Source organism: Clostridium sp. NSJ-49, assembly GCF_014287725.1.
GTDB lineage: Bacteria > Bacillota > Clostridia > Clostridiales > Clostridiaceae > Clostridium > Clostridium disporicum_B.
This window is the reverse complement of the sequence record NZ_JACOOP010000007.1, coordinates 43786-66165: the sequence shown is the minus strand read 5'-3', so window position 1 is coordinate 66165 and position 22380 is coordinate 43786. Positions and strand designations below refer to the sequence as shown.

The window sequence follows — 22380 nt, the reverse complement described above, 5'->3', positions numbered from 1 at the left end:
GCTACTACGTAGCAGGGAAAAGTTAACTAAAGTTAACGGGAAAAGTATTAAAATAGATATATTATACAATTGCCAAGGGCAATATTTTCCCTATCACCTTAGTGATATTTTCTCCTCAGCTTCAGCTGACTTTTCCCCTTTGACCTAGTCAAACTTTCCACCAAATTGCTATGCAATTTATTTATATTTTTCTCCTATTTGAATAAACATAATGTTAATAGTATAATTATATGGAAACTTCGGGATATGGAGGATAATATGATAGTTTTAAGTTGTAAAGATATATGTAAAAGTTATGGAATTAGGGATGTACTAAAAAAAGTTACATTTTCAATAAATGAAGGTGATAAAGTTGGTATTATTGGAGCTAATGGTGAAGGTAAATCAACTCTATTTAAAATAATATGCAGAGAAATATCTCAAGACTCTGGTGAGATTTTTATAGATAAAAATAAAACTCTTGGGTATTTATCTCAAAATCTTAATTTAGATACAGATAAAAATATCTACGAAGAAACACTCTCTGTATTTGATGAGCTTATTAACATAGAAAATAAATTGTCTACATTAGAAATCAAAATGAACGAGCCTTATGATGAATCTAAAGCAGACTATCATGAAAAGTTAATTAAAGATTACACTACTCTTCAAGATATTTATTCTCATAAAGGTGGATACATATATAAAGGTGAAATCTCTAGAGTATTAAAAGGTCTTGGATTTACTGAAGCTGATTTTTATAAAGATATAAGTACATTAAGTGGTGGACAAAAAACTAGAGTAGCTCTTTGTAAGCTACTATTAAGAAAACCTGATATACTACTTCTTGACGAGCCTACTAACCATCTTGACTTAGAGGCTATAGCTTGGCTTGAAGAATATATGAAAACTTATAAAGGTACTGTTCTTGTAATTTCTCACGATAGATTTTTCTTAGATTCTGTTACTAATAATACATTTGAAGTAATAAATGGTGAAGTTGAATGCTACAATGTTCCTTATACTAAGTTTATTGAATTAAGAAAAAAGAACTATGAAGCTAAATTAAAGGCTTATAATCTTCAACAAGCTGAAATTAAAAGACAAGAGGCTATAATTGAAAAATTCCGTTCATTTAATAGAGAAAAAAGTATAAGAGCTGCTGAAAGTAGAGAAAAAGCTCTAGATAAGATGGAAAGAATAGATGCTCCTACTCATGAAAAAGAAGGTTCAAAAATTAAATTTGAAGCTTCAGTAAAAAGCGGATATGATGTTCTTCATATCGAAAAAATGAGTAAAGCTTATGGAGATAAAGTATTATTTAAAAATCTTAATATGGATTTAAAACGCGGTGAAAAAATCGCTTTAATAGGTGAAAATGGTAGAGGTAAAACTACTCTATTTAAAATAATAATGGATGTAGTTAAAGCTGATACCGGTGTTAAAGTTCTTGGAACTAATGTTAATGTTGGTTATTATGATCAAGAACAATCTGACCTAGATTTAAATAAAACAATTTTAGATGAAGTATGGGATGCATTTCCTAATATGACTACAACTAAACTAAGAAATGCTTTAGCATCTTTCTTATTCACAGGCGATGATGTGTTTAAAGTTATAAATACTCTTAGCGGTGGTGAAAAGTGTAGAATAAATTTATTAAAGCTTATGCTTTCTAAATCTAATCTGTTATTAATGGATGAACCTACAAACCACCTTGATATAATCTCAAGAGAAGCTTTAGAAGATGCTATTTTAGAATATGATGGAACATTAATGATAATTTCCCATGATAGATATTTCTTAAATAAAGTAATTGGAAGAATTTTAGAGCTTAATGAAGATGGTGTAACCGAGTATCTTGGTAACTATAATTACTATCAAGAAAAGAAGCTTAATCCAAGCAGATTTGAAGACTATGAAGAAATAGCTAATGGAAAAACTAAAACTCAAATTAAAGAAGATAAGAAAAAGAAAAGAGAAGCTGAAAAAGAAGCTAAGGCTATGCAGCTTAAATTAAAAAACATTGAAAAAACAATATCTGAAAAAGAAGAGGAATTAGTTAAACTTCAAGAAGATCTTTGTTTAGAAGAAATTTACTCTAACCCAACAGAAAGCCAAAGAGTGAATAATGAGATTAAAAATTTAGAAGAAGAAATTGCTAACCTTTATGAAGAATGGGAAAACATGGTTTAGTAAATAATTAATGGTGGCATATAGCCACCATTTTTTAACTTATAATTACTTTAATAAACTTCTTCTTTCCAATTTGAATTATAAATTTAGATGCTAAAGAAACTTCATCAATATTACTTATCCTTTCGCCATTTACCTTAACTCCACCTTGTTCCACTAATCTTCTAAATTCTTTTTTACTTGGAACTAACTTATTCCCTAAAACTATATCAGCTAAGTTAAAATCTCCTGAATTAACTTCTACAGTTTTTATATCATCAGGAATTTCACCTTTCTGAAAGACCTTTCTAAATCTATCTTCTGCTAGTTTTGCTTCTTCTTTTCCGTGGTATAATTCTACTATTTCTTTAGCTAAAGAAATTTTTACATCTCTAGGATTAACATTATCTTCTTCAAGGTCTTTTCTTATCCTTTCAATTATATCTGGATGAATATCTGTAACTAATTCAAAGTATTTAATTATTAAACCATCTGGAATACTCATTGCCTTTTCAAACATTATAGTAGCTGATTCATCTATTCCAATGTAATTTCCTAAACTTTTGCTCATCTTATTTTCGCCATCAAGACCTTCTAATAATGGCATAATTATTATTGATTGTGGCTCTTGCCCAAATTCTTTTTGAAGCATTCTTCCCATCAAAACATTAAATCTTTGGTCAGTTCCTCCCATTTCAATATCAGCTTTTATTTCTACTGAATCAAACCCTTGCATTAATGGGTAGAAAAACTCATGAAGAGATATGGACATATTACTTTCGTATCTCTTTTTAAAATCATCTCTTTCTAGCATTCTTGCAACTGTTGATTTTGCAGCTAATTTTATTACTTCTTCAAAAGTCATCTTAGATAACCATTCACTATTAAATTTAACTTCAGTTTTCCCTCTATCGAGTATCTTAAATATTTGTGTTTCGTAAGTTTTAGCATTTTCAAGCACTTGCTCTGTCGTTAATGGCTTCCTAGCTTTTGATTTCCCTGTTGGATCTCCTATCTTTCCTGTAAAATCTCCAATTATTATAACTACCTTGTGTCCTAAATCCTGTATTTGCTTTAGTTTTCTTAAAACTACAGTATGACCTAAATGAATATCTGGAGCACTTGGATCTAATCCTAATTTAACTACTAACTCTTTTTTACTTTTTAATTTCTCCTTTAATTCTTCAAGTCCTATTATTTCATCTACACCTTTGCTTATTATCTTTATTTGTTCATCTATATTAATCATCTTTATTCCTCCAAAATTTTCTTTGTTTTCTTATATAATTTTATAAGGAAACACACTACTCATATACATTCGTAGGTGTACACTTCCAGTGTAACTTTAATCTACCAAATCATAAATTTGGATTTTCAGTTAAGTTCGGTTACCTAAATTACATGTGCGCCCTGTGGGTGAAATTTAGAACCTCACTTATAGTAACTCATAACTTTCTCTATACTTAAAAATCCGCGCGTATATTTTTAAATATAAAAAAGCCCCCGTCCTACTAAAAGGACGAGAGCATAAAACTCACGTGTTACCACCTAATTTCATTGTTAACTCACATTAACAACCTCTTCAGGTACGCCAAAAATATGGTTATACCCTAGCACTATAACGGGTGCGAATCCGACATCTGCCTACTGGTTGTAATCTTTCGGAGTGCTGCTCAGAGACGTATTCAAATTAATTTGTCATGCCCTTTTCACCAACCAGGACCTCTCTTTATAACTCTATTAACTCTACTCTTTCTCTTCAAAGCTTTAACAATTCTTATATATTATTATATGCTTGTTTTTTTCTTTGTCAACATAAACCTAACATAAAAAAGGAAACTCCTTATCATCTCATCGAATGAGTACTCTTCAAGGGTAACTTCAAGTTACCGAATTTTAAATTTGGACTTTCAGTTAAGTTCGAGTATCCAAATATAAAATTTGCACTCTTACTTAAATTCCCTTATACATCTTGATATAGCTTCTTCAGTACTCTCAAAATAAATTCCATTATCTCTTAACTTTTTATTACTTATTCTTAAATCTCTTTTCTTATCTTTAAATCTTTCTGTATCTTTAATAAGTATATCTTCAATTCTGTTCTGTAAGCCTAAATTTTCAAGAACTCTACATCCAATATCATAAGTAGAAATATCATTTTCAGAACCAAAATTATAGTCTCCATAAGAAACTTCTAATAACTTTTCAACATTTTCAATTACTTCATAAACGTAGCTAATTCCCCTATATTCATTAGTTGCTAATGATATTTTTTCACCTTTTAGCGTTTCATTTAATATATTAGTAATTATGTTTGTATTAACTCTTTTATTTCTTTCTGCATAAGAAAACATCCATGTTAATCTTAAATTATAATATTTATCAAAAATATTTTTAATTTCATTTTCAGCATTTAGTTTTGTAACTCCATATACATTATTAGGCTTTACTATAATATTTTCAAAGTATGGACCTTCTTCTTCATTTCCAGCATAAAGCTGATCACTACTTGCAAAAATCAATTTTGAGTCTTTTAATGCACAGCCTTTAGCAATATTTACAGTCCCATCAAAATTTATTTTATTTGCAAACTCAGGTTCATTTTGACACCTTCCTGTATCAGATATTGCAGCTGAATGAAATACTATATCGAAATTATTATTTTTAAATAAATCATAAACCTTTTTTTCATTAGTAATATCTAAATCTTTATGACTTAAAGCTAAGATATCATATTTATCTTTATAATACTCGCTAAATCTCGATGCTAAAAATCCATTACTTCCTGTAACTAATACCTTTTTCATATTCTCTGCCCCTTAACCTTTAACTTATCTTTTGTCTTATTTATAATACTCAATAATAGCTTGAGTTCCTTCATCTTCTAATCCATCATCCGCAATTTTCTCATATAGTTCTAATACTTTATTTAAAACTGGTAATTCTTCATTTTTACTTTCCATAGTATCTCTTGCTATTTTTAAATCTTTAATAAAATGCTTTATAAAAAAGCCTGGTTCATAATCATGTACAAGCATCTTAGGCGCATTATTATCCATTTGCCAGCTACCTGCTGCACCTTTTGAAATTGCCTCTAATACAATCTTTCCATCTAATCCAACGCTTTCTGCATAATGAACTGCTTCAGCTGTGGCTGCTATTGTTCCAGCTATAGCTATTTGATTGCAAGCTTTACAGTTCTGTCCACTACCTGCTTTTCCTAAATAAATAATATTTTTGCCCATAGATTCAAATACAGGAAGTAAAAAGTCAAAATCTGCTTTTTCTCCTCCCACCATTATTGATAAAGTTCCATTTTTAGCACCTATATCTCCTCCTGAAACAGGAGCATCTAACACATGAAACTTAGTACCTAATTCAGAAAGTTTTTTTGCTAAAGCTGGTGATGATGTCGTCATATCTACCATATATGCTCCTTCTTTAGCATTAGCAAATATTCCTTCTTCGCTTAAATATACTTCCTCAACATCCTTAGGATATCCAACTATAGTAAAAATAGCATCTGCACCTTCTACACAGTCTTTTATAGTCTCGCAAACTCTTATTCCCTCATCTTCCAATCCTTCACACTTTGATAAAGTTCTATTATATACACTAACAGAGTGACCAGCTTTTTTTAAATTTAGAGCCATAGATTTCCCCATTACCCCTACACCTATCCATGCAATTTTCATAACAATTCCTCCTATATTTTAACTGTTCTCTATTTATTTTTATTTAGCTAACTATTTTATCTCTACAAATATTCATATTAATTTACTGTATATTTATAATTTTAGCACTAATTAGAATATCTTAATATGATTATTTTTTTGTTAAAATTCTTAAACATAAAAACTGTATATATTTTTACTAAAAATAAGTATAGATATTTTTAATAATTTATTTACATTTATAAAATAATAAACGATTTCCACTCATATACTTTACCATAATAATTTAATTAGGAGTAAAGTTATCATGCGTAAAGACGGAATATTATTAAAAAATATTGACCCAATGAGAAAACTCATGCCATATCTTTTTAAAAGTAGAAATGGTAATATAGTATACTCCCCTGAAGAAATAGAATTTGACTTTTCAAAAGATTATTTAAGGAACTTAAATAAATCAAACCCTGGTTTAAAAATCGGAACATTTGAATTAATAATCACTGCTCTTATTAGAACATTTGCTATGTACCCTTATCTAAATAGATTTGTAGCTAATAAAAAAATTTATGCTAGAAATAATTTTTCACTTTGTTTTGTAGTCTTAAAGCTTATAGACGGAAAATATGTAGAAAGTACAGCAAAAGTTTTTTTTAACAAAACTGAAAGTATTTTTGAAGTTTCTAAAAAAATTAATGATGCCATTGAGCTTTCTAGATCTAACGTTGTAAAAGATGATGATAAGCTTATGAGTTTTTTTGCAAATCTCCCTTCACCTATATTGACCTTTTCAGCTTGGGCAATTAATAATCTTATACACATCGGTGTAGTTCCTAAAAAGATTACTGATGCTATTCCTCTTTTTAGTAGTGTCTATATATCAAACTTAGGGAGTATTGGCCATAACACTCTCCACCATCATTTATTTGAATGGGGCACAACATCAATTTTTCTAACCATGGGTAAAATAACTAAAAGAAATGATAAATCATTTTTAAATGTAGTTTTTTCTGTTGACGAAAGAATAGCAGATGGTATATATCTAGTAAAGGCACTTCGATATTTTTCTAAATTACTAAAGCATCCAGAAGCTCTTGAATTACCTCTTTATGAAATAGTTGAAGATGATGGAATTTAATATTTTTTATTTTTAGGAATTATATTATTTATACTTTTTTAATTTAAAATTCAAAAGTTAAATAATAGAATGTTAGTTATACTTCTATTATTTAACTTTATATTTTTATAGTAGCTATTTTACTTAACCTGTACTACTATATTATTTTTTCTAGCCTCTTCAGCTTCAAAAGCCATAAGATGACTTTGCAATGATTTCGACCCACTAGAAAGAGATTCAACTGATTTATTTTCTAAAAGTCTAAATAACTCATTCATTAAGCCATTATCTCCACCACTATGTCCACCTACTGGAATTTCTATTTTATGAATTGTTATATCCTTATCTTGTTTTACATTCGATCTAAATTTTATTACTTCAATTTCTCTTTTACCTTCGTGACCTCTTATCTCACCTTTTGTTCCCATTATCTTTATAGTTCTCGAAATTTCATCTGTAAATGCAGAAAGACTAAATGTAGCTGTTATTCCATTTTTAAATTTGATTATAGTACTTTGATGGTCACAAACATTGTTATCACAATTAAATACACATCTACCATATTCATTCTCAGATATAGCATTTAATATACCTTCTTCTGTCTGAACTTCACTTACTACAGTTGATGGCCATCCCCCTTTCATTGGCGGATATATCTTTCTTGCATCAAATACACAATCTTCAACCTTACAGCTTACACATCTATCTGCTGCACCTTCTGGCTTATTATCATTATTAAAAAAGCTTAACTCCCCAAAGGAAGAAATACTTTCACATTCATCATCTACAAGCCATGACAATATATCCATGTCATGACAACTCTTTTGTAATATTATTGGTGAAGTTTCATCTGAATTTCTCCAATTTCCTCTTACAAAGCTATGAGCCATATGAAAAGCACCAACATTCTCATTATGCTGAATATTAACTACTTTTCCTATTTCTCCACTATCAATAATTTCTTTTAATTTAGTAAAGAACGGTGTATATCTTAAAACATGACATACCATAAGTAGTAAACCTTTATCTTCTGCCTTCTTAACCATATCAACACACTCTTCTTTATTTATTGACATAGGTTTTTCTAATAAAATATTATATCCTTTATCTAAAGCTTTCATAGTTGGTTCATAATGTAATCTATCTAATGTAGATATTATAGTTAGGTCTGCTAACTTTTCTCTCTTAAAGAAATCATCCCAATTAGTAAATATATTCTCTTGTGGTATGTTATGTTCTCTTACTAATGTTTCTCTCCTAAAGTCATTTGGTTCAACTACAGCAACAACCTTACCCATTTCACTATGATTTTTAATAAAGTTTGCATAAATATCTTGTCCCCTTTGTCCTGCTCCTATTATTGCAACAGTCTTCATAATTCTTGCCCCCTATTAATACATTATATCTACATTTTACATTTATATTGTTACACCTTCCATAATTTATACCTTTATTGCTAAAAAAGTCCACAATATTCTTATAAATATTGTAGACTTTAATATTTCTTATATTATAACTATGTTCTTTCCTAATTCCTTTGCTTTGTATAATTTTTTATCTGCTTCAGCTATAAGCATATCCATTTCATCAATTTTATCAGATAACTCAGCTACTCCAAAGCTCGCAGTTAATTTAATCTCAACTCCATTATATATAAACTTATGCTCTTCTATACTTTTACGAATTTTCTCTGTAGATTTTATAAAATTTTCAGTATCCATATTTTTAAATACTATTAAAAACTCTTCTCCACCATATCTAGAAACCCAATCATATTCTTTTCTAATATTGCTTTTTACAATTTTTCCAATTTCTTTTAAAACATAGTCTCCTGATTGGTGCCCATATTTATCATTAATTTTTTTAAAATTATCTATATCCATAAGTACAATAGTTAATTTCTCATTTTTTCTTTTTGATTCTTTTATTTCTAGAGGAAATCTTTCATTTATGTACCTTCTATTATAACATTCTGTCAATTCATCAGTAATAACTAGCTTATTTAATTTTTCAATTTCCTCGCAAATTTCACTTATAGCAATACATGAAACTTCATTTATAAGCATAGAATCTGTTATATCTTTAATACATTCTATTACATAATGCTCTCTACCTTTGTTCATAGTAATTGCTGTAATTGCAAATACTCTATTATCGTTATACTCAACTTTAGTAAAAACTTTATTTTCATTATAAGCTCTCATAGATATGCAATTTTCACACATATTACTTTTATTCCATATGCTATAGCATTTACCATCACTCTCATTTACACCTTTACTAAAGATATGAATTATTTCATTTTTCAAAGGATTTATTACTCGTACCTTATCAAATAGTAATTTTAAATATTCACATTCCGCTAATCCGCTACATATATTACTCAAAATACTACCTCCCACCTCCATATAGTGAAGTACTTACTTTATTATAATCCTCTTTTAATATATTACAAATAATCTTATCTAAAATTAATTCTATTTAGTATATCTTTTCATCACTAATACTTTATTTAGCATGTTCTCTCAACACACTAATCTCATCCTCGGTTAGCTTTCTCCATTTCCCATATTCTATACCATCTATTTTTATATTCATTATTCTAACTCTCTCTAATCTAACTACATTAAACCCAAAAGCTTTGCTCATTCTTCTAATCTGTTTATTTAAACCTTGAGTTAAAATGATATTAAATGTCTTATCATTTACTCTACTTACTTTACAAGGTCTCGTTATAACTCCACCTATATCTACTCCATTTGACATTCCTTCAATAAATTTATTATCAAGCTCTTTATCTACTGTTACTATATATTCTTTTTCTTTATTATTATCTGCCTCTAAAATACTATTAGCTAAATCACCATCATTAGTCATCAAAATAAGTCCCTGTGATAATTTATCTAATCTTCCTACTGGAAATATATATTCAGGATAATTCATATATTGGATTATATTATCCTCTACATCATTTGCCGCTGTACAAGTTATTCCAACTGGTTTATTTAAGGCTATATAAATTCTTTCCTTTGGCTTTAATTTTTCTCCATCTAAAAGAATATCATCATATTCTTCTACCCACTGCCCCGGAAAGGCTAATTCGCCATTTACTATAACTCTACCTTCTTCAATTATTCTATTAGCTTCTTTTCTTGAGCAAACCCCATAATTGCTAAGAAGTTTATTTATCCTCATTTAATTTTATCCTTTCTACATTTTTTCCAATTATCTTTATTCCCTCTTCAATCTGATTTAAGCTTAATCTTGTTAATCCTATTCTAAGAGTATTTTCACAAGAATTATCTACAGAGAATATATCCCCTGGAGTAAATATAACATTTTCCTTATAACATTCTTCTAGAAGTTTTCTTGATTTTACTCCTTCTATTCCAATATAAATATGAAGAGCTCCTTCCCCCCATATAAAATCAGGTTTAATATATTTATTAATGCAATTTAATGCAAAATCATATTTTTCTCTATAAACCTTTCTTATCTTTTTTACATTTTTATCAAAAGCTCCACTCTTTAAATATTCATAAAGAATCCCTTGATCTAAAAATGAAGTATGGATATTTTTACATCTCTTAACACTTTCTAAAACATCTATTATCCTTTTATCTGCCAATATCCACCCTACTCTCAATCCTGGGAAAAGGATTTTAGAAAAGCTACTTATATAAATTACACCATTACCACCTTTATCTATAGACGATAAAGGTGAAATATGAGTACTATTATATAAAAGCTCCTCATTAAATCCATCCTCAATTATTGGAATATCATACTTTCTAAACAATTTATATACTTGCTGCCTCTTTTCAGCTTTCATAACTATTCCTGTTGGGTTATGATATGACGGAATCAAATATCCAAACTTAATTTTATTGTTCTTTAATTTATTCTCTAACTCTTCTATATCTATTCCATCTTGATTCATCTTAACTCCAATTATATCTAAACCAAGAATTTTCATTATTTTTATAGATGTATTATGAGTTGGATTTTCACATAGTATCTTATCTCCTGGATTACAAAAAGTATTTAAAATCATTTCTAATCCTTCTGTAAACCCGTTTGTAATAATGATATCTTTATTTTCTATACTAACTCCCTTTTGCTTCATATACTCTAAAAGATAATCTATTAAAGGCTTATATCCCTTAGCATATCCGTAGTTTAATATCTTATCTCCTTCTAAAGATATTCTATTTAGAAAAGACTTTTTAAACTCATCAATATCAAATAGAGAACCATCAGGAGAGATACTTTTAAAAGAAATCATCCCTCTTTCCCAAGGTATTTCTGTTTTTACTATGTCTAGCTCTTCAGCTAATCTTCCATAGTTATTTATCATATTATCCCAAGATAACTTCCATCCATTTTTATAATCTTCTTTATTTTTAGATACAAATGTTCCTCTGCCTTTTATAGTATACACAATACCATCAGCTTCTAAGTTTTCATAAGCAACTATTACAGAATTTCTACTTACTCCTAAAATCTTACTTAAATCTCTTGATGATGGTAATTTTGCATCTGTAACTACCATATTATTTTTTATCATATATTTAATATAATTTTCAATTTGTAGATATATAGGTTCATTATTATTGAATTCTAAGCTAGAAAAAATCACTATTTCAACTCCTACTCTAAGGAATATTCTATTATCCTATCTAATAATTCTGTAAAACTCATACCTACTGCTTCTGCACTTTTAGGAATTAAACTTGATGTTGTCATTCCTGGTAAAGTATTTACCTCTAAAAGATATGGTTCTCCATTACTTACTATCATATCAATTCGTGCATAACTCTTGCAACCCAATAAGTCCCATATTTCTTTAGATATATTATTTACTTTTCTCTGCATTTCATCATTTCTATGAGTTTAAGTAAAAATTAAAAGAACCATATTAGTATAACTTTTATACTAATGTGGCTCCTTTTCCTATTCTTCTAGCATTATATCTAATATCTTTTTATCTGTTTCTTTCATACCCTCTTTTCCAAGTCTACCAACAGCTATTATAGTATCCTCTATATCTTCTTTAAGTATTCCTGTATTAGCACGATATGATTGATCTGACATAGCAAGATAATGTGCCATCATAGCAGCATCTATACTTGTTGCTATTTTAGCTGCACATGAAGCTTTAGCTCCATCGCATACTATTCCTGATATATTTGCAAGAGTGTTTGTTACTGTTTTATTGATTTGTTCTAATGACCCACCTTCTAAATAAGTTATAGCAGCTCCACTAGCACATCCAGCACTAACTGCTCCACAGAAAGCTGAAAGTCTTCCTATCCCTGTCTTTTGATGAATAGTCATAAGATTAGAGAAAGTTAATCCTCTATATAATTGTTCATCATTAAGACCTTTTTCTTTTGCATAAATAATAACTGGAATAGAAGTTGTCATCCCTTGATTTCCACTTCCACTATTAGTCATAACAGGCAACGAACTTCCAGTCATTCTTGCTTCAGAAGCTGCTGCTGCATAAGCTTTTAATTTAGTAACTACAGAATCTCCTGGGAAGCTTTCTAAAATAACCTTCCCTATTCCTATTCCGTAAGTACCTTTTAAACCTTCTTCTGCTATGCTTATATTATAAGCTATTTGCTTATCTAAAAGCTCTTTAACATCTTCAATTTTAACTGTATTTGCAAATTCATATATATCTTTTACATTTAATATACCTCTATCAACAAATACACCTAAATATTTATCTGGAGATTCTTCAACTTCAAGTAAAACTTTATCATTCTTAGTTATTTTACATATATTTGTGTGAGCATATTTAGTTTCTACAGTAACCTTGTCATTTTCACCATATGCTTCTACTAAAATATGAAGTTGAACTTCTGTATCTAATCTCTTAACCTCACAGTAATCTGTTGTAACAAGTTCATTAGCTTTCTCAATGCTAACATCATCAACAACATTAATTACTTCTAATCCTTTACTAGCATCACCAGCTAAAATTCCAATTATAGCACTTGCCTTTATACCTACTAAATCTCCTGTATTTGGAACAGTTACACACTTAGCATTTTTAATTATATTACCACTACACCATACTATAACTTTTTTAGGCATTTCACCTAAAACCTCCTTAGCCTTAGCTGAAGCATAGGCTATAGCTATTGGTTCAGTGCATCCCATTGCAGGTACAATTTCTTCTTTAAGTATTTCTAAATATCCATTGTATATTTTTTCATCTAGCAAAAATAACACTCCTAACATTTCGCCGTCAGGCTTACTTCTTATCTATCGTAATTTTTTATCTACTATAATAACTATTAATATTTCTATTAGAAAAGCTCTAACTTCATAATGTATATTTCTAATTGTCCTTTCTTAAATACTTACCTAATTCAGCGTGTGTTACTTAGCATAATTTTTCACTATGTTTACAATAACTTCAACAGCTTTTTCCATTGATTCTATAGCTATATATTCATATTTACCGTGGAAATTTTCTCCTCCAGTAAACATATTAGGTGTTGGTAATCCCATATATGAAAGTCTTGATCCATCTGTTCCACCTCTTATCGGTCTAATTTCTGGTGTAACGTCAGCCTCTTCCATAGCTCTTTTAGCGTTACCAACTATGTGTATTACTGGCTCAACCATTTCTTTCATGTTTCTATATTGTTCTTTTATATCTACAGTTACTGTTCCTTCACCGTATTTTTGATTTAAATCCTTTTCTATTTCTTTTAATCTTTCTTGTCTTTTAACAAAAGTATCATTAAAGAAATCTCTTATTATATATTGCATTGATGTATTTTCAACTGTTCCATTTAGCTCTATAAGATGATAGAAACCTTCATATCCTGAAGTCTTTTCTGGAACTTCATCCACAGGTAGCATAGACGCAAATTCATTTGCAATAGTTATTGAATTTACCATTTTATTCTTTGCATATCCAGGATGAACATTAACGCCTTTAATAGTTACCTTAACTCCTGCTGCATTGAAGTTTTCATACTCTAACTCTCCTATAGCTCCTCCATCAATAGTGTAAGCAAAATCTGCTCCAAAATATTTAACATCAAAATGGTCTGCACCTTCTCCTATTTCTTCATCTGGTGTAAATCCTATTTTAATATCTCCATGCTCTATTTCTGGATGATTAATTAAATATTCTACAGCTGTCATTATTTCAGCTATACCAGCTTTATCATCAGCACCTAAAAGAGTATTTCCATCTGTAGTTATCAATGTTTTCCCTATATAATTTTTAAGTTCTGGTGAAAACTTTGGTGATAAAATAGTATCTTCATTTAATTTTATATCTCCACCATCATAATTTTTAACTATTTGAGGGTTTACATCTTTTCCACTATAATCTGGTGCTGTATCCATATGAGCTATAAATCCTATAGTTGGAATTTCTTTGTTACAGTTTTTTTCTAATGTTGCATATACATATCCATATTCACTTATAGTTACATCATTTAACCCCATTTCTTTTAACTCTTTAGCTAATATATCCGCTAAAACAAGCTGTCCTTTTGTACTTGGAGTTGTTCCTGTTGTAGTATCACTTTTTGTATCTACTTTAACATATTCTAAAAATCTTTCATCTACCTTTTTCATATTAATCCTCCATTCTGTAACGTCTTAGTAAAACTATAACTGAAAATCTTAATCTCTGATTTAAACTTACACTTTAAGTATACTCCTACGAATGTATACAAGTAGTAAGTTTTCTTAAGTATACTTATATTATAGACCTTATTTAATATGATATAAATGTTTTCTTAATTTTATTTTTTATATAAAAAAATATATTATGCTATAAAAACACTAGAAGTCTTTCTATAGCATAAATAATTTCATTTAATGTTATCTAGCTTTCTTTTAAGTTTTTCTATTTCATTCTCTAGAGATTCCACTCTCTTTTGCAATTCTTTATTATTACTATCATTAGAGGTTGTAGTACTACTCTTTCCAGATGACCTGCTAGATGTTCCTACTGTATTAGCACCACTTTCATCTACTGTATTTTCACAAAAAGGATTAGAAGCATTTCTATATATAGGATTATAGTATCTTCCTGGTCCACCTTGAAAATATTGTTGTTGTGCATTATAAGTTAATATAGCTTGACCTATTAATTGAAGCCAGTTTCCTAGAGCATTTTGTACATTAAATGGAATTCTACTAGCCGTAATATCCCCTATTATTTGTGCAATTATTATAAATAGCATCGGATTTAAATCTTGAAAACCACCTGGAATATCACTATCTCCACATCTACACTCTTCATCTGCCACTCCTGGTGGCGCTTCTTCGTTATCACTTGAATTATCATCTCTATATTCACTAAAATCATATCCACAATTCTTCATAAAATCATCGAACATCTTATAATAGTCCATATCTTCTCACTCAATAAGTATTATTATTATATATTACTCTTTATTATTTACTTTTGTACATCATAAAATTATATATAAAAATAGCCTCTGAGATATCATACTTTTATATCTCAGAGGCTCATAATACCCTATTTATTAATAGTTTCTAAAACATATTTTTTAAATTCTTCAAAACTTCCGTCTTCAATTGCTATACCTTTATTTATTTTATTGTAGTTAAAGTTAAATTCTACAGATCCATAATTTAATACTGCACTAATTATTGTTATACTTCCACCACTTAATCTATAATTAGCTCCATTTTCAACTGCAACTTTACATAATTCTAAGAAGCTTTCAATGTTTTCTTTCTCTTGTAATCCAGGAGTTTCTAATATAAACTTAATTAATCCATATCCTCCAATTAATTGAGTCATATCACTTTCTGATATATAAAACACCTTACCAGTATTATAGAAATATTTTAAAGGCCCAATAGTTACTGTCTTAAATTGTCCATTAATTTCTACATTTTCATTTTCAAATGATTTTATTGTCTCCTCAATATATAACCATGACTTATCATTATTGCTATCATTATTTTTTATAACTTGTTTAAATCTTTCAAAAGCCTTATCTACATCTTCTAGTTTTTCTACCTCTGACCCATCTATTGAAACTATGTATTTTTTATCTTCATAAACTAGCTCTATTTTCTTACCCATAATTGTTCTCTCCGTTCTATAAATAATAATGATTATTATATAGTATTATACCTTTATTGTAAATATAATAACACTATGCCTTCATTAATTATACTAACTTCTTATATTTCCACTTTCCACTTCTATACCTATAAATAAACAATATAGACCTAACAACCCAATCAACAGTCATAGCTAACCATACTCCAACAAGTCCTAATCCTAAATCCCTAGCAAGTAAGAAGCTTAAGAAATATCTAAATATCCACATTGAAAAAATTGAAACAAGCATTGTAAATCTTGCATCATTAGCTGCACGTAGAGCATTAGGTAACGTAAAAGATATCGGCCATATAACCATTCCTACTATTGCATGTACCCAAATACATTTTAATGCCAAGGTAGTAGTTTGAGGAGAGAGAGAATATATCCATAATATCTTAGGTGAAATTAATCCTAAAAATAAACTTAATATAGCCATAGAAATAAAAGTTATCTTCATAAGTTTTTTAGTATTATATACGGATTCTTCATAATCATTAGCCCCTATACATTGACCTACTACTGTTATCATAGCTAGTCCAATTGCACTACCTGGTATTATCATCATTTGTGCAATATTATTTGCAACTGCATTAGCCGCAATAGAATATGTGCCAAATGTAGCAATTAAACTTTGTACTAAAATCTTTCCTAACTGAAACATCCCATTTTCTAATCCTGAAGGAATTCCTATTGCAAGAATCTTTTTAATATATTTTAAGTTCCATTTTATATTTAAATAATTATCTATATATAAATCATTTTTCTTTTTGGTTAACATATAAAGAATTATAATACAAGCAATAACTCTAGCTATTAATGTAGCTAAAACTGCTCCTAAAACTCCAAGCTTTAATCCGAAAATAAATATAGAATTTAGTATTATGTTAATGACATTCATAATTAATGAATTTATCATTGAAATTTTTGAATTGCCAATAGCCCTAAATAGAGCAGCTCCTGAATTATATAGTGCTATAAACGGATATGAAATAGCAGAATAGAAAAAGTAAATTTTAGCATTGTACATTACCTTTGAATCAACACTTCCAAAAATTAATCTTAATAATGCTTCATTAAGTATTAAACAAATTATCATAATAGCTACTGATAAAATAGTAGTTATTAAAATTAGTTGTTTTGCTGAAGTTCTAGCCTTCTCTTTTGATCCTCTACCTATTAATTGAGCTGCTACAACAGCTCCTCCTGTACCTAAGGCAGCAAAAATATTTATTAATAAAATATTTATTGTATCAACTAATGAAACAGCAGAAACAGCATATTCTCCTACATTTGAAACCATAACTGTATCAATTAACCCCACTGTAACAGCTAGTATTTGTTCAATTACCAAAGGAATTATTAATTTTTTCAAATTACTATTTGAAAAAATACTTACTTTAGCTTCACTTATATCGTACATATTTTTTTATTTCTCCTTTAATTTTTAATTAATCTAACTATAAGCTATTTTACCACTTTTACCAATAATATTAAAATTTTATTTTTTATTCCATATATCTTTATAAAAAAATACTGATACAAATTATTATTTATATCAGTATTTTTGTAGTAATATATTTTATTGTAATTCTTTTTAGTATCTTACTTATTTTATTGTGTCTCAATATCTTTTTTTGATTTTCTTAGTATTAGAGCATTTGCTATTAATGATAATATTATTCCTATTATAACATACATTATTCTCTCAACTACTGCATATATGGACCCATTACTAATTGCAAGTGGTGCAACTGCAGATATAGTTACCAATACCACCATATCTCTGTAATCTTCTGCAAAGGAATTTAAATAACCTGCTATTAATATTATTAATCCTCTTAAAATATTATTTTTAATAAACATAAACAATATTAATAAAATTATGGACCCAATAATAGTTCCTTGTAATCTCTTCCAAGCTTTTATCTTACAGTTTTCTGAATAAAGCTCAGTCAAAGAAAATATAGTGTACACCATCCATCTTCCTTCTGCTAACTTAAAGTATTGTTGTATAAATGATGCTAAAGCCACAAGTATTCCAACTCTTATTGCATAAGAAGCCCTTATTGTATGTATTTTTACCTTCCTACCAAATATGTTTACCTCCTTATATACCTTATTACTTTCATTTTCATTAAAACCTATTATAGAGTTTTCTTTTTTAAATGCATTTTCTTTTTTAGCATTAACAATAAATTGACTAATCATTATGATAACTGCCCCAGCCACTAATGCTAAAATTCTTTTAACAAAGACTTCTCCATGCACTGGACTATTTAATAAAAATAGATATTGTAGACCATATGGAAGTATTAGGCCTTTTGTCATTGCATAACTAAAATAATATCCTATTAAAGACAAAGTAAAGAAATCTATAAAGATTCCTATCCATACATTATTAGCTGCAATATATGTTCCAAAACCAATAGCAAGATTAATTCCTAATAGTATAAGAAAATTTTTTAATGGCTTTTGTGTCAAATTCTTTCCTAATAACATAAGTAATATTATTACAGTACATATACCTACGGGCACATTTTCTTGCCCAAATATTAAAGTAAATATTGCTATAAATACCATAATACAAACAAATAATATCGTTTTTGCAATAATATTCTTTTTCACTTCTGATTTATCCATAATTTCATCTCCTTCTATACTGTTCTATTTTTTTAGTATATGTATTATTTTCTTTTTTATAAAAAAAATAGAATTACTAAAAAGTAATTCTATTTTAAAATATTTTATTGTAAACCATGTTCTTTTTGAGATTTTCTTAATATAAATCTATTAGCTAATAATGCTAAAATAGTACCTATTATTACATACATTATTCTTTTTAATGCAATATATACTGATCCATTAGTAATTGCAAGTGGCGTAATTGCTGATATTGTTGCTAATATCATTACATCTCTATAATCTGAAGCAAATGAGCTTAAATATCCTGCTATAAGTATTATCAATCCTCTTAATGCAGGATTTTTTATAAACATAAAAGCTACTATAACTACAGCAGAACCTATAATAGTTCCTTGCAACCTTTTCCAAGCTCTAATTTTACAGTTCTCTGAGTATAACTCAGTTAATGAGAATATTGTGTATATCATCCAACGTCCTTCTGGTAACTTAAAATACAATGCTATAAAAGAAGTTATAGCTGTTAAAAGTCCAACTCTTATAGCATAAGAAGCCCTTATTGTATGTATTTTTACCTTCCTACCAAATAGTGCGTATTCTTTATAAACGCTATCAATTTCATCTTTATTAAAACCTATTATTGAATTCTCTTTTTTAAATACATTATTTTTCTTAACATTTACTATAAATTGGCTTATCATAATAATTATAGCGCCAAAAATTAATGCATAAATTCTTTTTACAAAAATATGTCCATCTACAGGGCTATTCAACATAAATAAATATTGTAATCCATAGGGTAATATAAGCCCTTTAGTCATAGCATAACTAAAATAATATCCTATTAATGATACAACTGAAAAATCTATAATTATTCCTACCCATACATTATTTGCTGCTATAAATGAACTTATTCCAAGTGCTAAGTTAATTCCTAAAAGTATTAAGAAATTCTTTACTGGATTTTGAGTTAAGTCCTTTCCTAACAACATAAGTATTGTTATTACTGTAGTAACTCCAACTAGCGTATTATCTTCTCCAAATAATAAATTAAACATTACTACCAAAATCATAATTATCAAAAATAATACTGTCTTTGAAATAATATTCTTTTTTAAACTAGCTTTATCCATTTTTACTTTCTCCCTTAATTAGTTTTATTCTTAGTATTAATCTATGTAATTTTCATTTTTTTATAGAAAGAGATTGCTCTTAAAGCAATCTCCTTTGAGGAGTATACTCCTATCATTTATTTATGTCAATATTTTTATTTACCATAATATCCTGTATTAAACTAAATGGTATTTTAAATATAATAAATCCGGCTGCATATGGTCCTATATCATAAGGTTGGAAATAAATATACAAGTTATTATCATCAATGTAAAAATTTTGTCCTTCATCTATTCCCTTAAATCCATCTTTATATACATACTCATATTGCGGCTCTTTATCTATCATCCTTTGTATAATTGAATCCAATCTATTCTTCCAATCTGAATTTGGATTAAACAAATCTTCTAAGCTATAAAACTCTCCTGTATCAAGATTTATTACAGGTGTTATTTTAGATGATAATCCATGAGCAGCACCTAAAGGATAATAATATCCAGTTAAACTTAATATAAGTATATTCTTCTTAAAGAAAGTTACTTCAAATGTCCCATAATAACTATAGTCTAATACATCATTTTCATTTATACTATGACTTATTTGATCTTCTGCAAATGGTTTGAAATAGGATAATGTTTTTAATTTGCTATTTACTTTCTTCTCTACTTTTCTATTTTTAATACCTTTAATTTGTGGAATATAAATTAAAAAGCTAAAGTTCGGCTTATACTTTTCTTTAATTACAGAATATACATAATCAAGTATAATCTCATCATTTGGCTTATATATAAGCTTACCTGATCTAGTTAAATAATATGGTGAATAGTCTATATTGGCATATATTATATCATCTTTAATCATTAGCTCTCCACTTCCCTTTACCTTTGGTAATGTATTAATAACCTTCCCATTCTTATCCATAAAAAAAGTAGAGGTATTATTAGAAGCGTAAGTTACTCCTTTATCATAATTACCTACAGCATAATATTTAAATTGAGTTAAAATATTTCCATTTGTATCACCTATAGCAAATATACTAGGTGCTATAAATTTATCATCTCCTAATGGTTTTCCTATAGGCATACCCAATGCCAATCTATTTTCTCCTAAATATCTAATTTCACTAAATATAGGAGTTAAAACATATTCTCCTTTTTTATTTATAACTCCATAAGGTCCATTATAATTTTCTTCAACTGATACTATAGCAATTCCATCAACAAACTCACTAGTAGATGTAAATCTAGGCGTAATTATCTCATTTCCTTCTATGTCTATATATCCATATGGTCCATCTATCTTTTCAGAAAACATCATAAGTCCATCTCCATATTGAGATACTAAATAATGCTTATAACTATTTAAAACTTTTCCTTCTTTATCAATCAAGCTATACTCGTTATCTTTTACCTTTACCAACGCAATATCATCTTTAAAATCATCAGCTCTTTCAAACTTAAGATGTATTAATTCTTTTCCTTCTCTATCTATATATCCATATTTATAATTTCCTGATTTACTATCTCCAACTACAGCTCTATGGTCATGAAATTCTCCAACTATCCCATATTCTTTCTTAGTTATTACATTTCCATCTTCATCAATTATTCCCATGCTGCCATCTTTACTATAAACTGCTCTACTTTCTCTAAAATTGCTTATACTATCATATATTGTATAAATCTTATATTCTCCTAATAAATCAATTACTCCATACTTATTATCCTTAATTACTATTGCTACACAATTTTCATTAAAGTCATAAGCTCCTTCAAATTTTGGCTCTATTACATATTCTCCCTTATTATTTATATATCCATATATTGCACCATTTTTAGTATTTTTCAATGCTGGATATAACTGCTTTGAACATCTTCTCTTTTTAGCTTTAATTCTTTTTTTCTTTGAGATTTTTTCTAATCTATATCTATCGCTGGAACCCACAAACTCTCTCCTTATATATCAAATAATTAATATTACATTATATGAAAAGCCATTAAATAAATAAACTATTACTCTCGTTGATTTTTGTCCAAATATATATTTTCTTAAAATCAAAAATGGTAGTATCAAACTACTTTTGATACTACCATTTTTTCTTATTATAAACTTAAAGTTTTTCTTTCACTTTCTAGAAGAATAACTTCGTCTCCAACTCTTACTTTCCCGCCTTTTATAACTCTTGTAAATACTCCATTAGTAGGCATTATACACTGCCCAACTCTATAGAATATTTCACATTTATCATGGCATTGCTTTCCTATTTGAGTAAGTTCTAAAATAGTTTCTCCAACTTTAAATCTTTGTCCTATAGGCATTTTAGTAAGTTCTATCCCTGATATAACTAGATTTTCACCAAAATCACCAAAGTTTACTCCTCCACCTTTAGAGTTAAACTCATCTATCTTTTCTAATCCTAAAAGGCTTACTTGTCTGTGCCATTTTCCAGCATGAGCATCTCCTTCAATTCCGAATTCTTCAATAAGATTCGCTTCATCTACCATTTGCTTAGCAGTCCCTTTTTTCTCACTCGTACATACAGCTATTACCTTACACATAAT

At 28.3% G+C, this 22380-nt stretch carries 18 protein-coding genes, 1 pseudogene and 1 other annotated feature; of the genes and pseudogenes, 2 read left to right on the top strand and 17 right to left on the bottom strand.

Annotation, left to right across the window (positions count from 1 at the left end):
- The first annotated feature begins 258 nt into the window (after positions 1–258).
- Positions 259–2175, top strand: coding sequence for a ribosomal protection-like ABC-F family protein (gene abc-f, locus H8S10_RS03955; RefSeq protein WP_055264049.1), 1917 nt, complete (start codon positions 259–261; stop codon positions 2173–2175).
- A gap of 34 nt (positions 2176–2209) precedes the next feature.
- On the opposite strand, the gene tyrS is transcribed toward abc-f, so the two are convergent.
- The 3 genes from tyrS to H8S10_RS03940 form a co-directional block, all read right to left on the bottom strand.
- Complete coding sequence (gene tyrS / locus H8S10_RS03950; protein ID WP_186837979.1) at positions 2210–3403, bottom strand: tyrosine--tRNA ligase; 1194 nt, start codon at positions 3401–3403, stop codon at positions 2210–2212.
- A gap of 263 nt (positions 3404–3666) precedes the next feature.
- Positions 3667–3926, bottom strand: a binding site (T-box leader).
- A gap of 177 nt (positions 3927–4103) precedes the next feature.
- Positions 4104–4961, bottom strand: coding sequence for a sugar nucleotide-binding protein (locus H8S10_RS03945; RefSeq protein ID WP_186837978.1), 858 nt, complete (start codon positions 4959–4961; stop codon positions 4104–4106).
- Between the two features lie 36 nt (positions 4962–4997).
- Positions 4998–5849 carry an NAD(P)-dependent oxidoreductase gene (locus H8S10_RS03940; protein WP_186837977.1) on the bottom strand — a complete coding sequence of 284 codons (852 nt, stop codon included), beginning with the start codon at positions 5847–5849 and terminating at the stop codon, positions 4998–5000.
- 286 nt (positions 5850–6135) lie between these two features.
- Between H8S10_RS03940 and H8S10_RS03935 the strand changes: the two genes are divergently transcribed.
- The gene (locus H8S10_RS03935) at positions 6136–6963 is read left to right on the top strand and encodes a hypothetical protein (protein WP_055264040.1); all 828 of its coding nucleotides are present in this window, start codon (positions 6136–6138) and stop codon (positions 6961–6963) included.
- Positions 6964–7082: 119 nt separating this feature from the next.
- On the opposite strand, the gene H8S10_RS03930 is transcribed toward H8S10_RS03935, so the two are convergent.
- The 14 genes and pseudogenes from H8S10_RS03930 to H8S10_RS03865 form a co-directional block, all read right to left on the bottom strand.
- Positions 7083–8318, bottom strand: a complete 1236-nt coding sequence (locus H8S10_RS03930) for a Gfo/Idh/MocA family oxidoreductase (RefSeq protein WP_186837976.1) — start codon at positions 8316–8318, stop codon at positions 7083–7085.
- Positions 8319–8447: 129 nt separating this feature from the next.
- Positions 8448–9329: a GGDEF domain-containing protein gene (locus tag H8S10_RS03925; RefSeq protein WP_055264035.1), complete on the bottom strand. Its 882-nt coding sequence runs from the start codon at positions 9327–9329 to the stop codon at positions 8448–8450.
- 121 nt (positions 9330–9450) lie between these two features.
- Positions 9451–10137, bottom strand: coding sequence for a pseudouridine synthase (locus H8S10_RS03920; RefSeq protein WP_186837975.1), 687 nt, complete (start codon positions 10135–10137; stop codon positions 9451–9453).
- Positions 10124–11578 carry a PLP-dependent aminotransferase family protein gene (locus tag H8S10_RS03915; RefSeq protein WP_347707667.1) on the bottom strand — a complete coding sequence of 485 codons (1455 nt, stop codon included), beginning with the start codon at positions 11576–11578 and terminating at the stop codon, positions 10124–10126. The genes H8S10_RS03920 and H8S10_RS03915 overlap by 14 nt, the downstream gene beginning before the upstream one ends.
- 14 nt (positions 11579–11592) lie before the next feature.
- Positions 11593–11817, bottom strand: a pseudogene (locus H8S10_RS03910) (D-alanine--D-alanine ligase); the annotation flags it as partial.
- Between the two features lie 78 nt (positions 11818–11895).
- Positions 11896–13194 carry an L-serine ammonia-lyase, iron-sulfur-dependent, subunit alpha gene (locus tag H8S10_RS03905; RefSeq protein ID WP_186837972.1) on the bottom strand — a complete coding sequence of 433 codons (1299 nt, stop codon included), beginning with the start codon at positions 13192–13194 and terminating at the stop codon, positions 11896–11898.
- Positions 13195–13335: 141 nt separating this feature from the next.
- Entirely contained in the window at positions 13336–14553 is a 1218-nt protein-coding gene (pepT, locus tag H8S10_RS03900; RefSeq protein ID WP_186837971.1) for a peptidase T, read from the bottom strand.
- A 239-nt stretch (positions 14554–14792) separates the two neighbouring features.
- Positions 14793–15338 carry a hypothetical protein gene (locus H8S10_RS03895; RefSeq protein WP_055264022.1) on the bottom strand — a complete coding sequence of 182 codons (546 nt, stop codon included), beginning with the start codon at positions 15336–15338 and terminating at the stop codon, positions 14793–14795.
- A 128-nt stretch (positions 15339–15466) separates the two neighbouring features.
- Positions 15467–16042, bottom strand: a complete 576-nt coding sequence (locus H8S10_RS03890; RefSeq protein ID WP_055264020.1) for a hypothetical protein — start codon at positions 16040–16042, stop codon at positions 15467–15469.
- A gap of 88 nt (positions 16043–16130) precedes the next feature.
- The gene (locus tag H8S10_RS03885; protein WP_186837970.1) at positions 16131–17486 is read right to left on the bottom strand and encodes an MATE family efflux transporter; all 1356 of its coding nucleotides are present in this window, start codon (positions 17484–17486) and stop codon (positions 16131–16133) included.
- 191 nt (positions 17487–17677) lie between these two features.
- Entirely contained in the window at positions 17678–18706 is a 1029-nt protein-coding gene (locus tag H8S10_RS03880) for an FUSC family protein (protein WP_207731832.1), read from the bottom strand.
- Between the two features lie 104 nt (positions 18707–18810).
- Positions 18811–19839 carry an FUSC family protein gene (locus H8S10_RS03875; protein WP_186837969.1) on the bottom strand — a complete coding sequence of 343 codons (1029 nt, stop codon included), beginning with the start codon at positions 19837–19839 and terminating at the stop codon, positions 18811–18813.
- 112 nt (positions 19840–19951) lie between these two features.
- A complete protein-coding gene (locus H8S10_RS03870; protein ID WP_347707664.1) occupies positions 19952–21763 on the bottom strand; it encodes a WG repeat-containing protein in 1812 nt (603 codons plus the stop codon).
- 158 nt (positions 21764–21921) lie between these two features.
- Positions 21922–22377 (bottom strand): MOSC domain-containing protein, encoded by a 456-nt coding sequence (locus tag H8S10_RS03865; RefSeq protein ID WP_055264014.1) that lies wholly within the window; start codon positions 22375–22377, stop codon positions 21922–21924.
- Between the last annotated feature and the right edge of the window lie 3 nt (positions 22378–22380).